Origin of the sequence: Streptomyces sp. SJL17-4, from assembly GCF_036826855.1 — a bacterium.
In the GTDB taxonomy this organism is placed as follows: Bacteria; Actinomycetota; Actinomycetes; order Streptomycetales; family Streptomycetaceae; genus Streptomyces.
This window is the reverse complement of sequence record NZ_CP104578.1, coordinates 7649015-7669498: the sequence shown is the minus strand read 5'-3', so window position 1 is coordinate 7669498 and position 20484 is coordinate 7649015. Positions and strand designations below refer to the sequence as shown.

The window sequence follows — 20484 nt, the reverse complement described above, 5'->3', positions numbered from 1 at the left end:
ATAGGCAAGCATCCACTTGCCTATCAAGTCGAGGGGAGCCACCTGGGGCCGGCCGGGGCCGCCGAGGCGACCGGGCAGCCCAGGAACCGGCGGCCAGGGTCCGCGGCGGAGCGGCCGCGACCTGCTTCGCCGTCCATCCGGACGGCACCGCGAAGGCGACGGTCCGGTCGCGGCCGTGGTGGCGGGCCTGGTTCCGCTCGGCGAAACGGCCGGCGAAGGTGCCGTCGCGGACCTCGGAGCGCAGTGACACGTTGGTGTCGGGCAGCCGGGGCCGGACGATGTCCTCGCCGGATCCTGGAGTCAGCGGCTCGGGCTGTCACCCAACCGGCGCACTCCCCCGGATCCGGGCACGGGGTCCGTCCCACCGGCGCCTGCGGGCCGCCGCCGTCTCTGTCACGGCCGCGTTGTCAGTGCCTCGCGATAGCTTCGATCTTGTTCGAGCGGTAGTGCGAGAGGGGCGAATTCGTGGGTGTCGAGCGTGCGTTGAGGGTCGTTCTGGTCGATGTCAACGACGAGGTGGTGGCGGCCTGGCGGTCCGCGTTCGCGGACACGCCCGAGGTGGAGATCCGGCGCGGCTCCCTGCTCGACGTGGATGTCGACGCGTGGGTGTCCCCCACCAACGCCCGGGGCCGGATGGACGGTGGCGTCGACGCCGTCGTCAAGCGGCACCTCGGCGCGGGAATCCAGGTGAGGGTGCAGCGGGCGATCCGCGACCGGTTCGGCGGGAGCCTGCCGGTGGGCAGCGCGGTGTGCGTCCCGTCCGGGGCGGCCGTACCGCGGTATCTGATCTCGACGCCGACCATGCGGCAGTCCTCGCAGAACGTCAGCGAGACGATGAACGTGGCGCTGGCGTGCGCGGCGGCGTTCCAGGCGGTGCACCTGCAGAACCGGGTGAAGCCCGGGAGCATCAGGTCGGTGGCGCTCGTGGGGATGGGCGCGCAGACGGGCCGGGTGCCCGCGGGGGTGTGCGCCAATCTGATGTGGACGGGCTACGCGCTCTTCCACGACCACGGATTCGCGGACTACGACGAGCTGCGGGCCGCGGTGCTCGGGCAGCTCGACGACATCGAGGGAGCGGGGTCCGCGCGGCGGGTCCGGATCAACGTCCCGCAGCGACGTTCCTTTCGTCACTGACGCGAAGGTTCCGCAGGCCGGCACCGCACAGGGCGGGGACGCCGGCGACGACCACACCTCATCCGTACAGCACTCCGGTGGGCCCGAGGGGGCGGCCGGTCCGAGTTCTGGGAGTTCTGTTCTCGTGAATGATGTCGACGTGACGGCCGGCGGCGACGCGGGTTCCTCCGCCGGGGACCCCCTGGGCCTCGCCGATCTGTTCACCGGGGGCGGTGAGCCGTGGCTTCCGCTGCTGGCTCCGGTGATCGAGGCGCAGCCGGGGGCGGCCGACTTCATCGGTCCGAAGCGCAGTCCGGAGGTGGTTCCGGTGCGCGAGTTGACGTTTCAGGCGTTGAAGCCTCATCCGCCGCACAAGTGGAAGGTGGTCGCCTTCGGGCAGAATCCGTATCCGCGGGCGGAGAGCGCGACCGGTATCGCGATGTTCGACAACACCTTCAACGACTGGAAGGACAGTCAGTTCGGCCGTGTGGTCAGCATCCGCTGCATCATCAAGGCGGCCGCGGTGTGGAAGTACGGCATCGTCAAGAAGACGCCGATCGCCGACGTCCGGGCGCTGTTGAAGAAGGAGGACACCGTCGCACCGCCCGAGTGGTTCCAGGCGATGCTCACCCAGGGTGTGCTGCTGCTCAACGCCTCTCTCACGGCGAGTGCGGACGGGGCGATGCCGACGGATCATCACACGACGTTCTGGCGGCCGGTGGCCGAGCAGATCGTCGAGGAGATCCTCCGGGCGAAGCAGGACGCCTCGGAGGAGGACCGGGGTGTGGTGTTCGCCTGGTGGGGCGCGCACGCCCGGAGCCTGAAGAGGGTCGTCCAGCGGCTGGAGAAGAAGTATCCGGGTGTCGAGGTCCGTCACCTCGACCACGCGAACCCGGCCGCCCAGGGCGACAGCTTCTGCGACGGGGACCACTTCGCCCAGGTGAACGACGCGCTGGCCGCAGTGGGCGCCGAGCCGGTCGACTGGCTGCCGAGCAAGGGCTGGGACCGGAAGGCGGCAGGCGCGGACGGCACGGCGGGCGGCGACGTCGCGGAGCGGATGGGGGCGTTCATCGCCTCGACGATGGAGCTGCACCAGCTGTATCTGGAGCGGCTCACGAGCGTCAAGGACGAGGGACTCGTCCTTCCGGCCATCACCGGGGTGTTCGACACCCCGCTGATGGACTTCCGCAAGGCCGTCGAGCCGGTGTCACGGGTCCTCGCACGGCTGGACCGGCACATCGAGAGGTCGAGCACGTTCGGCGAGTCGAAGGTCGCCGAGGCGGCGCTCGGGGAGTCCGCGTTCGGTGAGGGACTCTCCGCCGACGCGATCTCGGCGCTGCACCTCTACACCTGCGAGTCGGCGTTCTACCGTGAGATCAACGCCGTGCTGCGGTCCCCCGACCGGGAGCGGCTGGTGCCCTACCTGCCGTATCTGCGGCTGCTGTTCTCGGCGGTGGAGTCACTGCCGGCGCAGACCCGGCCGTTGTGGCGGGGTGTGGCGCTGGATCTGCGGTCGCAGTATCCGCTGGGGCAGACGGTGACGTGGTGGGGCGTGTCGTCGTGCACGTCCGAGCTGGGCGTGGCGAAGGCCTTCCTCGGGAGTCGCGGCAGGCGGACCCTGTTCGAGGTCACGCCGGCGCGGGCGGTGGCGATCCGGCGGTTCTCGGCGTTCACGGGCGAGGAGGAGTACATCCTCGCGCCGGGCACCCAGCTGACGGTGACGGAGGTGAAGGCCGAGCGCGGGGGTCTCTGCACCGTGCGGCTGACCGAGCTGGAGGGCCAGGGTCTGGTGTCCTAGCTTCGGCTGAGCCTCGTCCGGCGGGGCTCGGTACGGCTCCCGTCGTCAACGCTTCACCCTTCCGGCGCCGCCGCCCCCCGGGCGGCGGCCCCGGCATGCACGCCCGGTGTCCCGGGACGATCATCCGTACATGGCAGGTACTCCCCCACCCCCCGCGCCGGCCCGCACCACCGCCGAGGCGCCCCGCCGGCAGCTGGCGCTCACCGCCATGCTCTTCGCGGTGTCGATGACCTTCATCGACCAGACCATCGTGTCGATCGCCGCCCCGAACATCACCGCCGAGCTCGGGCTCTCCTCCTCCGGCATGCAGTGGGTCGTCAACGCCTACCTGCTCTCCCTCGCCGCGTTCTTCGCGCTCGGTGGCCGGCTCTCCGACCTCTTCGGACACCGCCTCGTCATGCTGGTCGGCACCCTGGTCTTCGTCCTCTCGTCGGTGCTGTGCGGATGTGTGCCGGCCGGCGGCCTCGCGGAGACCTGGCTGATCGTCTTCCGCGCCACCCAGGGCCTCGGCGCGGCCCTGATGTTCCCGGCGGCGCTGGCCGTCGTCATCGCCGTCTTCCCCGTCGAGCGGCGCGGCCGGGCCCTCGCGCTCTTCTTCGGGCTCTCCGGTGCCCTCACCGCCCTCGGGCCCCTGCTCGGCGGCTGGCTGACCGCGTGGACCTGGCGGGCGATCTTCTGGGTCAACGTGCCGGTGGCCGTCGTCGCCATCGTGCTCGCCCTGCTCGCCCGAATCCCCGAGAGCCGCCGCTCCGAACGGCTGGACGTCGTCGGTGCCGCGCTCGTCGCCGTCGGGATGGGTCTGAGCGTGCTGGGCTTCCAGCAGGCCTCGTCCTGGGGCTGGGGCAGCGTCGCGACCTGGGCCTGTGTCATCGGCGGCCTGCTCGTCCTGGTGCTCTTCCTCGGCCACGAGCGGCGCACCACCCACCCGCTGATCGACTTCGACGTCTTCCGGGACCGGGCCTTCACGGTCGACAGTCTCGTGCTGTTCTTCGCGATGCTCGCCTTCGTGCCGGTCTTCTTCTTCTCGTCCGTGTACGCCCAGGTGTCGCTGAGCGCCTCGCCGAACCAGGCCGCGCTGTTCCTGTTGTACTTCTTCATCGGCTTCGGCATCGCCTCGCAGTGGGGCGGCAGGATCCTCGACAAGCGTGGTGCCCGCCCGGCCATGAAGCTCGGCTGCGCGCTCGGCGCGGTCGGGTTCTCCCTCTGGGCCCAGAAGATGACCGATCTGTCGATGCACGACCAGTGGCCGTACGCGGCCATGGCGGGCGCCGGAATCGGCTTCCTGCTCGCACCCGCCTCCACCGACGCGGTCAACCGGGCCATCGGCGCCTCGTACGGCGAGGTCACGGGCATCACCCAGACGATCCGCAACTACGCGGCCGCCATCGGCATGGCCGTCTTCAGTACCCTGCTGGCCCATGTCTCCACGGACCGCATCACCGCCACGCTCCAGGACCGCGGCCTGCCGCCGGCCGAGGCCTCGGCCACGGCGGAGAAGGTCGCCGAGGCGGTCACCGGTCACCCGGACGGCCAAGGCCCCACCGGTGACGGGCCGGTGGCGAGGGCCCTGCAAGGGGCCGGGGACGCGATCCGGATGGACTTCGCCGAGGCCAACCAATGGGTGTTCTACGGCATGGCGATCGCCCTGGCCGTCGCTTTCCTGTGCGCGCTCGCCCACCCTGGGACCCGGGTCACCGAGCGCACCCCCGACAGCTGAACTCGCCCTCCCCGTCGCTGACCTCTTCCCCCAGTTCCCCCCTCCCCCCCCCAGTTCCCCCAGCAGGAGCCACATGGGCCGCAGCCTGTTCCGTCGATGCCGTTCCGTCCTCACCTCCCGCCGCCATGGCGTCCTCACCCCTCGTCGGCGCACCGCCCTCGCCGCCACCGTGCTCGCCGCCATGGCGGCGGTCGCGCCCGGAGTGCAACCGCTGCCGGGCACCACCGCCGCCGCGGCCGGGCCGCCGCACGCCTCCGTCGCCCCTTCGGCGGCCCTCGGCCCGAACGTCCCCTTCGACCCGGCGCCCGCCCGGGCCGCCCTGGAGCGCCTGCTGCCCTCCCGGGCGGCGCAGTTCACCCTCGTCCCGGTCGAGGAGCCCACCTCGGGCGACTACTTCACGGTCTCGGGCAAGGCCGGGGCGATCGTGGTCCGGGGCACCTCGCCGGCCACCCTCCTCACCGGTGTCGGCTGGTATCTGGAGCGGGTCGCCGGGGTCGACCTCGGATGGCCCGGCGCCAGCGTCGGCCGGCTGCCCCGCACGCTGCCCGCGGTCGCCAGGACCATCACCCGCTCGGCGTCCGTGCCCCACCGCTACGCCCTGAACGACACCGACGAGGGGTACTCCGGCGCCTACCGCGACTTCGCCTCCTACCAGCACGACATCGACCTGATGGCGCTGCACGGCGTGAACGAGGTCTTCGTCCCGACCGGGGCCGAATACCCGTACTACCGGGCGCTCCAGGAGTTCGGCTACAGCGCGGCGGAGCTGCGCGACTGGATCCCCGCCCCGGCCCATCAGGGGTGGTGGCTGCTGCAGAACCTGTCGGGCTTCGCCGGTCCGGTCTCCGAACAGCTCGTCGAGGCCCGCGCGACGCTGGGCGGCCGGATCACGCGTCACCTCCGCTCGCTCGGGATGACGCCCGTCCTGCCGGGGTTCTTCGGCACCGTGCCCTCGGACTTCGCCACCCGGAACCAGGGCGCGGTCACTGTTCCGCAGGGCAGATGGGTGGGCTTCGACCGGCCCAACTGGCTGGATCCGACCGGGCCGGTCTTCGCCCGGCTCGCCGCCGCCTACTACCGCTTCCAGCAGGCGCGGTTCGGGGTCAGCGACATGTTCAAGATGGACCTGCTGCACGAGGGCGGGGTCGCGGGAGGGGTCGACGTCGCGGCGGCCGCGGGGGCCGTCCAGCGAGCCCTGGACACCGCCAGCCCCGGCGCCACCTGGGTCATGCTCGGCTGGCAGAACAACCCGACCCCGGCCCTCCTGAGCGGCGTCGACCGCCGCCGGGTCCTGATCGTCGACGGCCTCTCCGACCGGTACGACGGGCTCGACCGCGAGACCCGGTGGGGCGGCACGCCGTACGCCTTCGGCACGATCCCCAACTTCGGCGGCCACACCAGCATCGGCGCCAACACCGGCGCGTGGGTGAACCGCTTCCACGCCTGGCTCGGCAAGCAGGACAGCGCCCTGCGCGGCATCGCGTACCTCCCCGAAGGCACCGGCGGGAACCCCGCCGCGTTCGACCTCTTCACCGAACTCGCCTGGCAGCCCGGCCCGATCGACCAGAAGAGCTGGTTCGCCGCGTACGCCGCCCGGCGCTACGGGGGTACGGATCCCCATGCGGCCGCCGCCTGGGAGCAGCTGCGTCGCGGCCCGTACAGCATGCGGTCCGGCACCTGGAGCGAGCCGCAGGACAGCCTCTTCACCGCGCGGCCGGCTCTGACGGCGGCCACCGCCGCGAAATGGAGCCCGCGGGCCATGCGGTACGACGCCGCCACCGTCGAGCGGGCACTCGCGGAGCTCCTCCAGGTGGCGCCCCGGCTGCGGACCACGGACGCGTACCGCTTCGACCTCGTGGACGTGGCACGGCAGGCGCTCACCAACCGCAGCCGGGTCCTGCTGCCCCGTATCAAGGCCGCGTACGAGGCCGAGGACCTGGCGGGATTCCGGGCGCTGGTACGGGAGTGGCAGGAGCAGGAGGAACTGCTCGGGCGGCTCGTCGGATCCGACCGGCGGTTCCTGATCGGTCCCTGGCTCGCCGACGCGCGCTCCTGGGGAGCCGACCGGGCGGAACGCGACCGGTTGGAGTACGACGCCCGCTCGATCCTCACCACCTGGGCCGACAAGGGACCGAGTGAGTCGGGCGGTCTGCACGACTACGCCAACCGTGAGTGGTCCGGCCTCGTCCAGGACGTCTACGCGCCGCGCTGGGCCGCGTACTTCGCGAGTCTCGACCGTGCGCTGGTGAACGGCACGCAGCCGCTCGCCGTCGACTGGTTCGCGCACGACGACGCCTGGGCGCGCGGCCATCAGCGCTACCCGACGACGCCCACGGGTGACCCCTTCGCCCTGGCGGGCGAGGTGCTGGCGGCTCTGGCTGCCCCGGCCGGTCCCGCGGCGTCGGCGGACACCCTCCGGTCACCTCGAATCCGGCTCCAATACCGCTCCCAACCAGCCACGCGCAAGGTGTCGACCGGAGAATCCTGGCCTACGCACTAGACTGGCGGGCTGTTTGGCGTCGGACCGGAACAACCTGGGCAGACCCGGGCTCCGCCGACGACCCGGACGTTGCCGGGAACGAGACGCGAGGTCCGATGGCAGCCACACCAGAGCACGGTGACGCCACTCTGCTCCACGACGGGGACGCGTGGGAGGAGGAGTCCGGAAAGTCCGCCCGGTTCTCCGCCGGGCCCGCCGCCCCGGTGCGCACCCTCGTCGACGTCTTCGAGGCGTCGGTACGGGCCCACCCCGACGAGCTCGCCCTGGACGACGGCAGCACCCGGCTGACCTACCGGGCGCTGGCCGCCGAGGTGGAGCGCCGGCGGCGCGCGCTCGCGGCCGCCGGTGTGGGGCTCGGCGACCGGGTGGGCGTCCGGGTGCCGTCCGGGACCAATGAGCTGTACGTGGCCATCCTCGCCGTGCTCTCCGCGGGAGCCGCCTATGTGCCGGTCGACGCCGAGGACCCGGACGAGCGGGCCGAGCTGGTGTTCGGGGAGGCCGGCGTGCGGGCCGTCGTCGGCGCGGAGCAGCGGATCGAGGTCACCGGGCGGGAGGGCGACGGGGCCGCCGCCGCGCGCCCCGGGCCCGAACACGACGCGTGGATCATCTTCACCTCGGGCTCCACGGGCAAGCCCAAGGGCGTCGCCGTCAGCCACCGCAGCGCCGCCGCGTTCGTGGACGCCGAGGCCGCGCTGTTCCTGGTGGACGAGCCGATCGGACCCGGCGACCGGGTCATGGCGGGCCTCTCCGTCGCTTTCGACGCCTCCTGCGAGGAGATGTGGCTGGCCTGGCGCTACGGCGCCTGCCTGGTGCCCGTCCCCCGGTCGCAGGTGCGCAGCGGCGCCGACCTCGGCCCCTGGCTGGTGGAGCAGGAGATCACCGTGGTCTCCACCGTCCCGACCCTCGCCGCGCTCTGGGATCCGGAGACCCTCGACGAGGTCCGGCTGCTGATCTTCGGCGGCGAGGCCTGCCCGCCCGAGCTGACCCAGCGCCTGGTCACCGAGGGCCGCGAGGTGTGGAACACGTACGGCCCCACCGAGGCGACCGTCGTCGCCTGCGCCTCCCTGCTGACCGGTGAGGAGCCGATCAGGATCGGTCTCCCCCTGAACGGCTGGGAGCTGGCCGTCGTCGACGAGTCCGGCGAGCCGGTGCCGATGGGCGGCAGCGGCCAGCTGGTGATCGGCGGCGTCGGTCTCGCCCGCTACCTCGACCCCGAGAAGGACACGGAGAAGTACGCCCCGCTGGAATCCCTCGGCTGGGAGCGCGCGTACCGCAGCGGCGACCTCGTCCGCGCCGAGCCGGAGGGGCTGGTCTTCCTCGGCCGCGGCGACGAGCAGATCAAGCTCGGCGGCCGCCGCATCGAGCTGGGCGAGGTGGACTCCGCCCTCCAGGGCCTGCCCGGTGTCGCGGGCGCGGCCGCCGCCGTCCGTACCGCGCGCAGCGGCAACCAGCTGCTCGTGGGCTATCTCGTGACGCAGGAGGGCTGGGACCACGCGGCGGCGGTCGAACGGCTGCGCGCCGAGCTCCCCGCGGCCCTGGTGCCGCTCCTCGCGCCCGTCGCCGAGCTGCCCACCCGTACCTCGGGCAAGGTGGACCGGGACGCGCTGCCGTGGCCCCTGCCCGACCTGGAGACCACCGGCCCCGCCGAGCAGCTGTACGGCACGGAGGCCTGGCTGGCCGAGCAGTGGAGCGAGACCCTCGGCGTTGCCGTCACCGGCGCCGCCGACGACTTCTTCGCGATCGGCGGCAACAGCCTCGCCGCCGCCCAGCTCACCACCCGGCTGCGCACCCGCTATCCGAGCGCGGCCGTCGTCGACATCTACCAGCAGCCCACCCTGCGCAAGCTGGCCCGGCGCCTGGAGAAGTCCGTCCAGGACGACGGGGACGTACGGACCATTCCGCCGGTCCCGTTCCGGGCCGGACTCCTCCAGACCGTCCTGCTGCTTCCGCTGTTCACCGTGATCGGGCTCCGCTGGACGGTGGCGCTGCTCGCGCTGGGCAACGTCCTGCACTGGTTCGGGGCCTATCCGTGGGCGCCGACCGCCTCGTGGTGGATGGTGGCCGCCGGTGCGGCGCTGCTCTTCAGCCCGCCCGGGCGGCTCGCGATCGCGGCGGGCGGCGCCCGGCTGCTGCTGCGCGGGGTGAAGGCGGGGCGCCACCCGCGCGGCGGCAGCGTCCACCTGCGGCTGTGGACGGCCGAGCGGCTCGCCGAGTTCGTCGGCGCGACCTCGCTCACCGGGTCCTGGCTGGAGCGCTACGCGCGGGCGCTCGGCGCCAAGGTCGGCCCCGACGTGGATCTGCACTCGCTGCCTCCGGTCACGGGCATGCTCAAGCTCGGGCGCGGCTGTGCCGTGGAGTCCGAGGTGGACCTCTCCGGGTACTGGCTGGACGGCGACCGGCTGGAGATCGGCCCGGTGAAGGTCGGGGCGGGCGCCGTGGTCGGCACCCGCAGCCTGCTGTTCCCCGGGGCTCGGGTCGGCAAGCGGGCCGAGGTGGCCCCCGGCTCCGCCGTGGCCGGGCAGATCCCGACCGGACAGCGCTGGGCCGGGGCGCCCGCGGGCAAGCTCGGCAAGGCCAAGCGGAACTGGCCCAAGGAACGGCCGGCGCGCCCGCTCCACTGGCGGGCCACGTACGGGGCGACCGGCTTCCTCCTCACCGTGCTGCCGGTGCTCGCCGCCCTGCCCGCGCTGCTCGTCGTGAGCCTCTTCGTGCCCGCCGACGCCGGGCTCGCCGAGGCACTGCGGGGTGCGCTGCTCGCGGTGGTGCCCGGGGCGCTCGCGTACGGCTTCGCGTACGCGTCCCTGGTCCTGGTCGCCGTACGGCTGCTCAGCCTCGGGCTGCGCACCGGTAGCCATCCCACGCACAGCCGGGTCGCCTGGCAGGCGTGGACCGTCACGCAGCTGATGGACCTGGCGCGGGAGACGCTGTTCCCCCTGTACGCCGGGCTGATCACCCCGGTCTGGCTGCGGCTGCTCGGGATGAAGATCGGCCGGGGCGCCGAGGTGTCGACAGTGCTCGCGCTGCCGAGCCTCACCACGGTCGGCGAGGGCGCGTTCCTCGCCGACGACACCCTGACCGCCCCGTACGAGCTGGGCGGCGGCTGGGTGCGGATCGGGCACTCCGAGATCGGCCGCCGGGCGTTCCTCGGCAACTCCGGCATGACCGCGCCGGGCCGCACGGTGCCGGACGACGGACTGGTCGGCGTGCTGTCGGCGACGCCGAAGAAGGCCAAGAAGGGCAGCTCGTACCTGGGCCTGCCCCCGGTCAGACTGCCGCGGTCGGCGGCGGACTCCGACCAGAGCAGGACGTACGACCCGCCCGCGCGGCTGCTGTGGGCGCGCGGTCTGGTGGAGCTGTGCCGGCTGCTCCCGGTGTTCTCCTCGGCCGCCCTGGCGGTCCTGACCGTGGCGGCCCTCTGCGCCCTGGCGACGGCGAACGGTCCGGGGGTCTGGGGCACGGCGCTGCTGTCCGGGGCGGTCCTGCTCGCCGCCGGTGCGGCCGCGTGTTTGGTCGCGGTGGCCGCCAAGTGGCTGCTCGTGGGCCGGCACCGGACGGGCGAGCACCCGCTCTGGTCCGGCTTCGTGTGGCGCAACGAGCTGGCCGACACGTTCGTCGAGGTCCTCGCCGTGCCGTGGCTGGTCGGCTCTGTGCCGGGGACGCCGCTGCTCAACCTGTGGCTGCGCGGGCTCGGGGCCAGGGTCGGCCGGGGTGTGTGGTGCGAGAGCTACTGGCTTCCCGAGACGGACCTGGTCGTCCTCGGCGACGCGGTCAGCGTGAATCGTGGCTGTGTCCTGCAGACTCACCTCTTCCACGACCGGATCTTGAGGACGGATACTGTGGTCCTCCGCGAGGGCGCCACCCTGGGCCCGGGCGGAATCGTCCTGCCCGGCAGTTCGGTCGGGGCCCGCAGCACGCTGGGTCCCGCCTCTCTCGTGATGGCCGGGGAATCCGTCCCCGCCGACACCCGCTGGCTGGGCAATCCGATCGAGGCGTGGCGGGCCTGAACGGGCAGCACGAGCACAGCACAGGGCAGGGAGCGGGAGCAGCAGTGAGCGGCGAGCGGACAACGGCATCGGACCCGTACTTCCCTGACCACGGCGACTCCCGTTACCGCGTGCATCGGTACGAACTCGCTCTGGAGTACCGTCCCGGCCCCAACCGGCTGGCCGGGACGGCGCGGCTCAGCGCGATCGCCGGCCGGGCGCCGCTCACCGAGTTCCAGCTGAACCTCTCGGAGTTCAAGGTCGGCCGGATCCTGGTGAACGGCCGGGCGCCGCACTACACCCACCGCGGCGGAAAGCTCCGGGTGCGCCCCGCCAAGCCGCTGTCCGCGGGCGCCGCGTTCACCGTGGAGGTGCACTACGCCGGCAACCCCAAGCCGGTGCGCAGCCCGTGGGGCGGGCTCGGCTGGGAGGAGCTGACCGACGGCGCGCTGGTCGCGAGCCAGCCCGTCGGCGCGCCCTCCTGGTACCCGTGCAACGACCGGCCCGCCGACAAGGCCTCGTACCAGATCTCGGTCAACACGCCCTCCGCGTACACCGTGGTGGCGGGCGGCCGGCTGCTCACCCGTACGACCAAGGCCAGCACGACCACCTGGGTGTACGAGCAGGCCGCACCGACGTCCAGCTATCTGGTCGGTCTCTCCATCGGCATGTACCAGACGGTGCTGCTCGGGGACCCCGGGCTCGGCGGGGTGCCGCAGAGCGCCCATGTGCCGGCGCATCTGCTGCCCCGCTTCTCGCGTGACTTCGCCCGGCAGCCCGCGATGATGCAGTTGTTCGAGGAGCTCTTCGGGCCGTATCCGTTCGGCGAGTACGCGGTGGTCGTCGCCGACGAGGAGCTCGACGTGCCGGTGGAGGCCCAGGGGCTCTCCCTCTTCGGCGCCAACCACGTGGACGGCGCGCGCGGTTCCGAGCGCCTCGTCGCGCACGAGCTCGCTCACCAGTGGTTCGGCAACAGCGTGACCATCGCCGACTGGCGGCACATCTGGCTGAACGAGGGCCTGGCCAAGTACGCCGAGTGGCTGTGGTCGGAGCGCTCCGGCGGCCGCACGGCACACGAGCTCGCGGCCATCGCGCACCGGCTGCTCTCCGCCCAACCGCAGGACCTGAAGCTCGCCGACCCCGGGCGCAAGCTGATGTTCGACGACCGCCTGTACGAGCGCGGGGGCCTCACCGTGCACGCGATCCGCTGCGCCCTGGGCGACGGCGCCTTCTTCCGCATGCTGCGCGACTGGGCGACCGTGCACCGCCACGGCGTGGTGACCACCGCGGCCTTCACGGCCCATGTGTCCCGCTACGCGACGGAGCCGGTGGACGCCCTGCTCACGGCCTGGCTGCAGCAGCCGTCCCTGCCTCCCCTCCCGTCCCCGCACGGTTCCCCGTCGATACCGGAACGCCCCGCGTACCCGCCCACGAACGGCGGATCCGGGGGTCTCGGCAGGGCGTCCGCGTAGGGGCTCGGGCGGGCGGACGTCACGCTTCGCGGGCACCCTCGTACATGGCCTCGACGACCTCGGCGTACTTCCGTTCCACGACGGGCCGCTTGACCTTGAGGCTCGGGGTGAGTTCGCCGTGCTCGATGTCGAGGTCGCGCGGCAGCACGGCGAACTTCTTGATCGTCTGCCACCGCTGCAGGTCACCGTTGACCCGCTGGACGAAGCCGTCGATCAGCGCGTGCGCCTCCGGCGAGGAGACGACCTCCGCGTAGCTCCGCCCTTCGAGGCCCTGCGCCACCGCCCAGGGCATGATCACGCTCTCTTCGAGGGTGATCAGCGCGGTGCAGTAGTTGCGGTTGTTCCCGATGACCAGGATGTTGCCGGCGTACGGGCAGACCGCTTTGCATCGGCTCTCGATCTCGGTGGGCGCGATGTACTTGCCGCCCGAGGTCTTGAACAGGTCCTTCTTGCGGTCGGTGATCCGGACGAAGCCGTCCTTGTCGATCTCGCCGATGTCGCCGGTGTGGAACCAGCCGTCGCTCTCCAGCACTTCGGCGGTCTTCTCCGGGAGGTTGTGGTACCCGCGCATCACGCCGGGCCCCTTCAGGAGAATCTCCCCGTCCTCGGCGAGCCGGACCTCGGTGCCGGGCAGGGGCCTGCCGACGGTGCCCACACGGAAGTCCTCGACCGGGTTGACCGTGACGGCCGCGCTGGTCTCCGTCAGGCCGTAGCCCTCGAGCACGGGCACGCCCGCGCCGGCGAAGAAGTAGCCGATGTCGGAGGCGAGTGCGGCGCTGCCCGAGGCGCTGCCGCGGAGTTCGCCCCCGAAGGCCGCACGGATCTTGCCGTACACCAGCTTGTCGGCGACGGCGTGCTGCACGGAGAGCCACCAGGGCAGCGTCCGCCGCCCCGTGGCCACCATGGTCTCCTGTCCGGTCCTCGCGTGGTCGCGGGCGACCTGCGCCGCCCACAGGAAGATCTTGTACTTGGCGCCGCCCTCGGCCTTCGACCTGGCGGCGATCCCGTTGTAGACCTTCTCGAAGATCCTCGGTGCGGACGCCATCACGGTGGGCCGGACGGCGGGCAGGTTGGTGATGATGCGGTCGATCCGTCCGTCCACCGCGATCACGCTTCCGGTCCTCACCTGACCGGCGATCAGGGCGTTGCCGAAGACATGGGACAGGGGCAGCCACAGGAACTGCACGTCGTCGGGGAGCAGCAGCCCGCTGACCTCCTGAGCGACGGCCTGGTAGGACCAGCAGTCGTGCACCAGGCGCACGCCCTTCGGGCGGCCGGTCGTGCCGGAGGTGTAGATCAGGGTGGCGAGCTGGTCCGGCTGGATGGCCGCGACCGTCGTGTCGATCGCGTCGGGATGCTCCCGCAGGTGCGCGGAGCCCCGCTTCTCCAGCTCGGCGAGGGTCAGCACGTCCAGCCCGTCGACCTCGGGCAGGTCCGCCTCCGGGTCGATGACGACGACGGTGCCGAGCGCGGGCAGGGCTTCCGTGTGGGCGGCCACCTTGGCCAGTTGCTCGGCGTTCTCGACGAAGATCGCCCGGCTGCCGGAGTCGGCGAGGATGTACGCCGTCTCCTCGGCGTCGGTACTCGGGTAGACGGCGGTCGCGGCGACGCCGGCGCACAGCATGCCCAGGTCGGCGAGGATCCACTCGACCCGCGTCGAGGAGGAGATGGCCACCCGTTCCTCCGGCCGCAGCCCGAGGGTGAGGAGTCCGGCCGCGATCGCCTTCACGCGCTCCGCGGTCTGCGCCCAGGTCAGCGAGCGCCACTCCTCGGCGCCGGGTGCGCCGTGCTCGGCCGGCACGGGGTAGCGGTAGGCCTCCCTGCCGGGTGTGGTCTCGACCCTGGAGAGGAAGATGTGCGCCATGGACGGGGGGCGGCTTTCAAGAAGGTGCTGCGCGGAACTCATCTCAACCCCCCGGGATCTGACAGCCCGTCAGCGATTCAATGACCGGCCGGTAACTTGTGAGTGGTGGTGAGGCTAGGCGGAAACGCGTCGGTGCGTAAGGGAGCGGGCGAAGAAAGCGCGGATGGTGTCAGCGGGTCTTCGGGGAGGCGGATCGCCGTGCCGGGACTGGAGGAGGGTCAGATTGCCCGCGGCCCGCTCGGCGAGGGGCACCGGCTCCGCGTGGGCCGCCTCGGTCACCGCGAACTGCATGGCGACCACGGCCGGGACGAACGGCAGCAGCGCCACGGCCCGCTATTTCCCATGCAAATGTATCCCGTTCCACCACTCCGCCCACCTCTCGGTGCCGAACACCTGGGCAGGGACTCGTTCCACTCCACTCAATGGACAGGGGCTCCGGAGCGTCGCAAGCTGGAAGGAGAAGCACATTCCTGTGCCGACGCCCAGGCTCACACCGGCGCTCTTTCAGGTGTCCATCAGATGCCCATCAGCTGCCCGTCAGATACCCAGGAGGCGTGCGTGATGGAGGGCTCACTGGTATTCGTCCACGGCACGGGGGTCCGGGAAGGGCTTGACGACACCCTCAAGAGGGTGCGCGCGGGCGTGGCGACGGCGCCGCTGTCCCTGCCCCCGGGCTCCGTATTCGGACCCCCTTGGGGCAAGGAGCACGGCCCGGCCGATCTCGATGTGACACCCGTACTGCCGGAATCCTCGGCACGTACGCGTGCGGCGGCGGACGGGGAGACCCCCGACGCCGACGCGACCGACGTGGCCACCTGGGGGCTGCTCATCGACGATCCCCTGCTCGAACTACGGCTGTTCGCCCTCGAACCGCCCGCGGAGACGGGCATCGCGATCAACGAATTCCCGGCGGAGGTCGAGCTGCAACAACTCCTCGACGATGCCGAGGTGGCAACCGAGGCGCTCGAGGCCGCCGGTGTCGGCGACGAAGAGCTGCGCTCGGCCATCGCCTTCGTACGTGACTCGACGGCCCTGGTCGCCGCCGCACAAGCAGTGGGAAGCGCCAGTGACGAGAAGCTGCTCGACGCGGTCTCCCAGTCCGTGGTCGCCGCCGTCCTGCGCGGTCAGCGCACCGCCGCCCCTCCGAAGCTGTCGCCCGTCGCGCTCTCCGGCGACCGGCGAGCGGCCTTCGTCGACGCGGTCTACACAGCGGTGTCCGAAGCGGGCACCAGGCCGGCCTACACACGGGCGATCTGGAAGATGCTCGGACCTCTGGCGGTGCGCATCGGCAATGCCAAGGTCAGGGAGAACCGGGCGAAGCTCATGGATCCGTTCTCCGACTTCATTCGCGATGTGGCGTTCTACATACGTCGTGGGGACGACGTCCGGAAGTTTCTGGCGAAGTACATCTCGGACCTGCCGTCGAACGGGCCCGTGGTCGTCGTCGGGCACAGCCTCGGCGGGATCGCGATGGTGGATCTGATGTCCGGTGACAACGCCCCGCACGTCGATCTGCTGGTCACCGTCGGATCACAGGCGCCCTATCTGTATCTCCTGGACTCTCTCGTGTCGCTGCGGCCCGGCGGGAACGTGCAGCCCTTCACTCCTTGGCTGAACATCTACAGCCCGGCGGACTTCCTCTCGTTCCGCGCGGCACCCGCGTTCCCGAACGCGGACGGAATCGTGGACGAGGAGGTCGACGCCGGTGTGCCCTTCCCGGAATCGCACAGCGCCTACTTCTCCCACGACAAGACGTACTCCTTGATCGAAAAGCATTGGCCATGACCAGCACGTACGAGGACAGCTGGGCCCTGGTCGTCGGAATCGACGCGTACGACGATCCGAACATCAAGGATCTCGGCGGCGCGGTGCGGGATGCGTGCGGGGCGCTGAACTGGCTGCGGGGCGCGGGTGTTCCGGACGATCACATCCTTCTGCACGCGCAGCCGACGGAGGCGAGTCGGCCGCTGCTCGAATCGCTGGAGCCGAGAATTCCCTGGCGGGATGCGACGGCTACCGCCATCGCGGAGTCCATCTCAGGGCTGCGCGAGCAAACCGGCAGTCATTTGTTCGTGTTCCTCGTGGGACACGGAATCTACGAACCCACCACGAAGAGGCTCTTCATCACCAAGGAGGCGTCGCTCGGGGAATTCGCCGTGCTCTCGAATCTCGCCGTCGAGGAGTACATCGAGCTGTTCCTCTCCATGTCGTTCCGGGAACAACTGCTGGTCATGGACGGTTGCCAGAATCTGCCGTACAGCGAGAGCCGCCGTTCCAGGATCCAGGCCGGGATGCCTTTCGCGGGCTTCAACGCGAGGGCCGGGAACACGCTGGTCTTCTGTTTCGCATGCCAGCAGGGCGAGCGATCGGTGGAGATCGAGGGCCGGGGCCTCTTCCTCACGAACCTGCTCGCGGCCATCGACACACGGAACCCGTCCCCCCTCGCTCTCCATCTGGACTTCGACAGCGGTGACGTCAGCATCGACCTGCGCAAGGCGGTGACCGAGGTCGTCGGGAAGAGGGTGAAGGAGATCGCTGAGGCGCAGCGGCCTCGCATCCGACAGGAACCCGGGGTACAGGTGTACGGCGCCGGTACCGCACGGGATGTGTGGCCGCTCCACCTGCCGCCTGCTCCGGCCGCGCGCCTGTCCATCGCCGTGAGGCCGGCCGCGGCCGTACGGAATGTGGGAACCATCCTTGTCCAGGTCGAGGACCCGCCCTACTGGCAGCGCCGCGAGGCTCCCGTACCGCCGAGCACGGCGGTACGGCTCCCTCATGAGACGAGCCTGAGCGTGATGTGCCGGTTGAAGAGCAACTCCCCCTGGCGCAAACCGGCCGAACGTCGTCTCCGCATCGACGACAGCGACCGCGAGGTCGTCTTCACCCTGCGGCGGGCCACGATCGGGGAGGAGACCCGCAGATCCTCGTCGGAGGCGAGGGGCGACGAGCCCGCATGGGTGTTCGTGGAGGGTGTGGACGCCGCCGGTCGGTCCGTTCCCTCGGCTCTTCGGAACATCGGCGAGAGCACGCTGGACAGTCCACCGGAATCGCCGAGCGGGATCGAGGTCAGGAGGAAGGACGGGGGGCTGTTCATTTCCGGCCGGTACGACGATCGGGAGCGTCTCGCGCGGTTCGCGTCGCACATCGCCGCCACCGTCGCTTCCGGCGCGCCGGAGGTCATGTCCGCGACGATCAGCGAATCACCGGAGTTCCGCAGGACCGCCCTCCGGATCGTGCTCCCGGAGGGCGGTCCGAGGTCCTTGGCCGGCTTCCTCGTGGATACCCCCGCCATCACCGTGGGACAGGTGACGAGGAGCGTCCGGGAGGTCGCGGAGGACCCGCTGGTCGAGGTCCAGCCCGGCCGTGTCCAGGTGGGAGTCGCCCTCCCCTGGGGGTCCTGGTCCGACATGGTCGAGGTGTTCGAGGGGATCGAGAAGGACGTCCATCTGCCTCTCACCGTCGGAAACGGCCTCGTACCCCTTCGCATGGCCATCGGCTCCGACGTCTGGGAGGACCTTCCGGGGTGTTCCGTCCTCGGCTTCGGCCCCGGTGCGGCCTCGACGCGGCCCCTGTCCGGATCCGGCGGCCGGCTCCTCACCGCGCATCCGGAGGAATCCCCATGGGGGACCTGTGTGTCCGTGCCCGACACCGGCACGGACAGAGGCACCGGCACCGGCCTGACGTTCCCCCTCCACCCCTCGCTCCCCCTCGCACTCGACACCGGCGAAGGAGCGCCCCGGGTGGAACCCCTGTCGACCCTTCCTGTCGCGGACTGGGACGCGCTCGTGTCGCTGGGGCGCCTGAGCGGGCACGATCCCCAGCGTCTCCTCGCGGACGACAAGGCCCGGGAACCCGACCCGGTGCTGACCCTGGCCCGCGCCTACGCCTGCTACGCCGCCCGTGCGGACACGTACACCCGAAGGCTCCTGAGACTCCTGCGGGAGCGGGGCGCCGACATCTGCGACATCGCCGTGCTGGAGGGTGCGACCGCCCTCCGATCGACCGGCTCCGTACCGAAGGCCGCCCGCTCCGCACTGGCGCCCTGGGCCGAGGCGGGCACCGTACCGGTCCTGAGGTGGGGCGTGGCCCCCGCCGCCATCCTGGCCGAGGAACTGGGCCAGAAGGAGTGGAACGCGCGGCTGGAGGCCGTCGAGGCGACGCTGTCGCCGGTCTCCGTCTGGACGGTCTGGCAGACGTGACCCGCCGTCGCGCTCCGGAGCGGTCCCCCGCGATCGAACATACGATGGGCGGGAGCCGGCGTCGGCAGCCCGCCGTGCCGGCCGTCCGAGGTGAGCAGGGCGGAGACGCATGGCACAGGTCACCGATGCGGCACGGACCGTCATCCTGACGGTGGACGACGATCCGGGAGTGTCCCGCGCCATCGCCCGCGACCTGCGACGCCGCTACGGCGGGGGCTACCGGATCGTGCGCGCCGAATCCGGCGAGTCCGCCCTCGACGCGCTCCGCGAGCTCAAGCTGCGGGGCGATCTGGTCGCCGTGATCCTCGCCGACTACCGCATGCCGCAGATGAACGGCATCGAGTTCCTCGAACAGGCCCTCGGCGTGTACCCCGGGGCCCGGCGCGTCCTGCTGACCGCGTACGCCGACACCAACGCGGCCATCGACGCGATCAACGTCGTCGACCTCGACCACTACCTGCTCAAGCCGTGGGACCCGCCGGAGGAGAAGCTCTACCCCGTCGTGGACGACCTGCTGACGGCCTGGCGCTCCAGTGACTACCGGCCGGTCCCCGCGACGAAGGTGGTCGGTCACCGCTGGTCGGCGCGCTCCTCGTACGTACGCGAGTTCCTCGCCCGCAACCAGGTGCCGTACCGCTGGTACTCCTCCGACGAGCCCGAGGGCCGGCGTCTCCTCGACGCGGCCGGGGCCGACGGCCTCCGGCTGCCCCTGGTGATCACGCCGGACGGCACCGCGCTGGTCGAGCCGGACGCGCCCGAGCTGGCCGCCCGGGTGGGGCTCGCGACGACGCCCGCCGCCGACTTCTACGACCTCGTCGTCATCGGCGGCGGCCCGGCCGGGCTCGGCGCGGCGGTGTACGGGGCATCCGAGGGACTGCGGACCGTGCTGGTCGAGCGCTCGGCGACGGGCGGGCAGGCCGGCCAGAGTTCCCGGATCGAGAACTACCTCGGCTTCCCCGACGGCGTGTCCGGCGGGCAGCTCACCGAACGCGCCCGCCGCCAGGCCACCCGCTTCGGCGCCGAGATCCTCACCGCGCGCGAAGTCACGGGTCTGGAGGTGAACGGCGCGGCACGCGTCGTACGGTTCTCGGACGGCACCGAAGTCGCCGCGCACAGCGTCATCCTCGCGACGGGAGTCTCCTACCGGCAGCTCCTGGCTCCCGGCTGCGAGGACCTGACCGGGCGCGGCGTCTACTACGGCTCCTCCCTCACCGAGGCGTCGTCCTGCGAGGGGCAGGACGTGTACATCGTCGGCGGCGCGAACTCCGCCGGGCAGGCAGCGGTGTTCCTGGCGCGGGGCGCGAAGTCGGTGACGCTGCTCGTACGCGGGGAGTCGCCGGCGGCATCGATGTCGTACTACCTGATCCAGCAGATCGAGGAGGCGCCGAACATCAGCGTGCGGCCCAGGACGGTCGTCGAGGCGGCGCACGGCACGGAGCACCTGGAACGGCTGACCCTGCGGGACGCCGTGACCGGGGCCACCGAAGTCGTCGACGCCCAGTGGTTGTTCGTCTTCATCGGGGCGGCCCCGCTGACCGACTGGCTCGACGGAACGGTGCTGCGCGACGAGCACGGCTTCATCCTGGCCGGCCCCGACCTCACGCCGGACGGGCGGCCGCCGGCCGAGTGGGGCCTCGACCGGCCGCCCTACCACCTGGAGACGAACGTTCCCGGCGTGTTCGTGGCGGGCGACGCGCGCGCCCAGTCCGCGAAGCGCGTCGCCTCCGCCGTGGGAGAGGGAGCCATGGCCGTGATGCTCGTCCACCGGTATCTGGAGCAGTCATGAGCGGACAGGACAGGAGCGGGCAGGGCACGGGCGGGCAGGGCAGGGACGGGCA

General features: G+C 71.6%; 10 protein-coding genes. 9 read left to right on the top strand and 1 reads right to left on the bottom strand.

The window, feature by feature from the left end; all coding sequences use genetic code 11:
• The first annotated feature begins 465 nt into the window (after positions 1 to 465).
• From N5875_RS34505 to N5875_RS34480, 6 genes are all read left to right on the top strand, one after another.
• The gene (locus N5875_RS34505; RefSeq protein ID WP_318206335.1) at positions 466 to 1134 is read left to right on the top strand and encodes a macro domain-containing protein; all 669 of its coding nucleotides are present in this window, start codon (positions 466 to 468) and stop codon (positions 1132 to 1134) included.
• Positions 1135 to 1258: 124 nt separating this feature from the next.
• On the top strand, positions 1259 to 2911 hold the full coding sequence (locus N5875_RS34500; protein ID WP_338498177.1) for an ADP-ribosyltransferase domain-containing protein: 1653 nt from the start codon (positions 1259 to 1261) through the stop codon (positions 2909 to 2911).
• Between the two features lie 208 nt (positions 2912 to 3119).
• On the top strand, positions 3120 to 4628 hold the full coding sequence (locus N5875_RS34495; protein WP_338499353.1) for an MFS transporter: 1509 nt from the start codon (positions 3120 to 3122) through the stop codon (positions 4626 to 4628).
• A 73-nt stretch (positions 4629 to 4701) separates the two neighbouring features.
• A complete protein-coding gene (locus tag N5875_RS34490) occupies positions 4702 to 7128 on the top strand; it encodes an alpha-N-acetylglucosaminidase (protein WP_338498174.1) in 2427 nt (808 codons plus the stop codon).
• 95 nt (positions 7129 to 7223) lie between these two features.
• Positions 7224 to 11132: a Pls/PosA family non-ribosomal peptide synthetase gene (locus N5875_RS34485; RefSeq protein WP_338498172.1), complete on the top strand. Its 3909-nt coding sequence runs from the start codon at positions 7224 to 7226 to the stop codon at positions 11130 to 11132.
• A gap of 44 nt (positions 11133 to 11176) precedes the next feature.
• Entirely contained in the window at positions 11177 to 12583 is a 1407-nt protein-coding gene (locus N5875_RS34480; protein WP_318207324.1) for a M1 family metallopeptidase, read from the top strand.
• 19 nt (positions 12584 to 12602) lie between these two features.
• Here N5875_RS34480 and N5875_RS34475 read toward each other — a convergent pair whose 3' ends face one another.
• Positions 12603 to 14489 carry an AMP-dependent synthetase/ligase gene (locus N5875_RS34475; RefSeq protein WP_338498169.1) on the bottom strand — a complete coding sequence of 629 codons (1887 nt, stop codon included), beginning with the start codon at positions 14487 to 14489 and terminating at the stop codon, positions 12603 to 12605.
• Positions 14490 to 14645: 156 nt separating this feature from the next.
• On the opposite strand from N5875_RS34475, the gene N5875_RS34470 reads away from it, so the two are divergent.
• The 3 genes from N5875_RS34470 to N5875_RS34460 all read left to right on the top strand — a co-directional run bounded on the left by N5875_RS34470 (position 14646) and on the right by N5875_RS34460 (position 20432).
• A complete protein-coding gene (locus N5875_RS34470) occupies positions 14646 to 16232 on the top strand; it encodes a hypothetical protein (protein ID WP_338498167.1) in 1587 nt (528 codons plus the stop codon).
• The gene (locus N5875_RS34465; RefSeq protein WP_338498166.1) at positions 16229 to 18646 is read left to right on the top strand and encodes a hypothetical protein; all 2418 of its coding nucleotides are present in this window, start codon (positions 16229 to 16231) and stop codon (positions 18644 to 18646) included. The genes N5875_RS34470 and N5875_RS34465 overlap by 4 nt, the downstream gene beginning before the upstream one ends.
• 109 nt (positions 18647 to 18755) lie before the next feature.
• Entirely contained in the window at positions 18756 to 20432 is a 1677-nt protein-coding gene (locus N5875_RS34460; protein WP_318206342.1) for an FAD-dependent oxidoreductase, read from the top strand.
• Positions 20433 to 20484 lie beyond the last annotated feature (52 nt).

Coding starts and splice junctions, on each gene's coding strand:
- N5875_RS34495 (WP_338499353.1), top strand. CDS start 3,120: ATGCTCTTCGCGGTGTCGATGACCTTCATCGACCAGACCATCGTGTCG.
- N5875_RS34490 (WP_338498174.1), top strand. CDS start 4,702: ATGGGCCGCAGCCTGTTCCGTCGATGCCGTTCCGTCCTCACCTCCCGC.
- N5875_RS34485 (WP_338498172.1), top strand. CDS start 7,224: ATGGCAGCCACACCAGAGCACGGTGACGCCACTCTGCTCCACGACGGG.
- N5875_RS34475 (WP_338498169.1), bottom strand. CDS start 14,489: ATGAGTTCCGCGCAGCACCTTCTTGAAAGCCGCCCCCCGTCCATGGCG.
- N5875_RS34465 (WP_338498166.1), top strand. CDS start 16,229: ATGACCAGCACGTACGAGGACAGCTGGGCCCTGGTCGTCGGAATCGAC.
- N5875_RS34460 (WP_318206342.1), top strand. CDS start 18,756: ATGGCACAGGTCACCGATGCGGCACGGACCGTCATCCTGACGGTGGAC.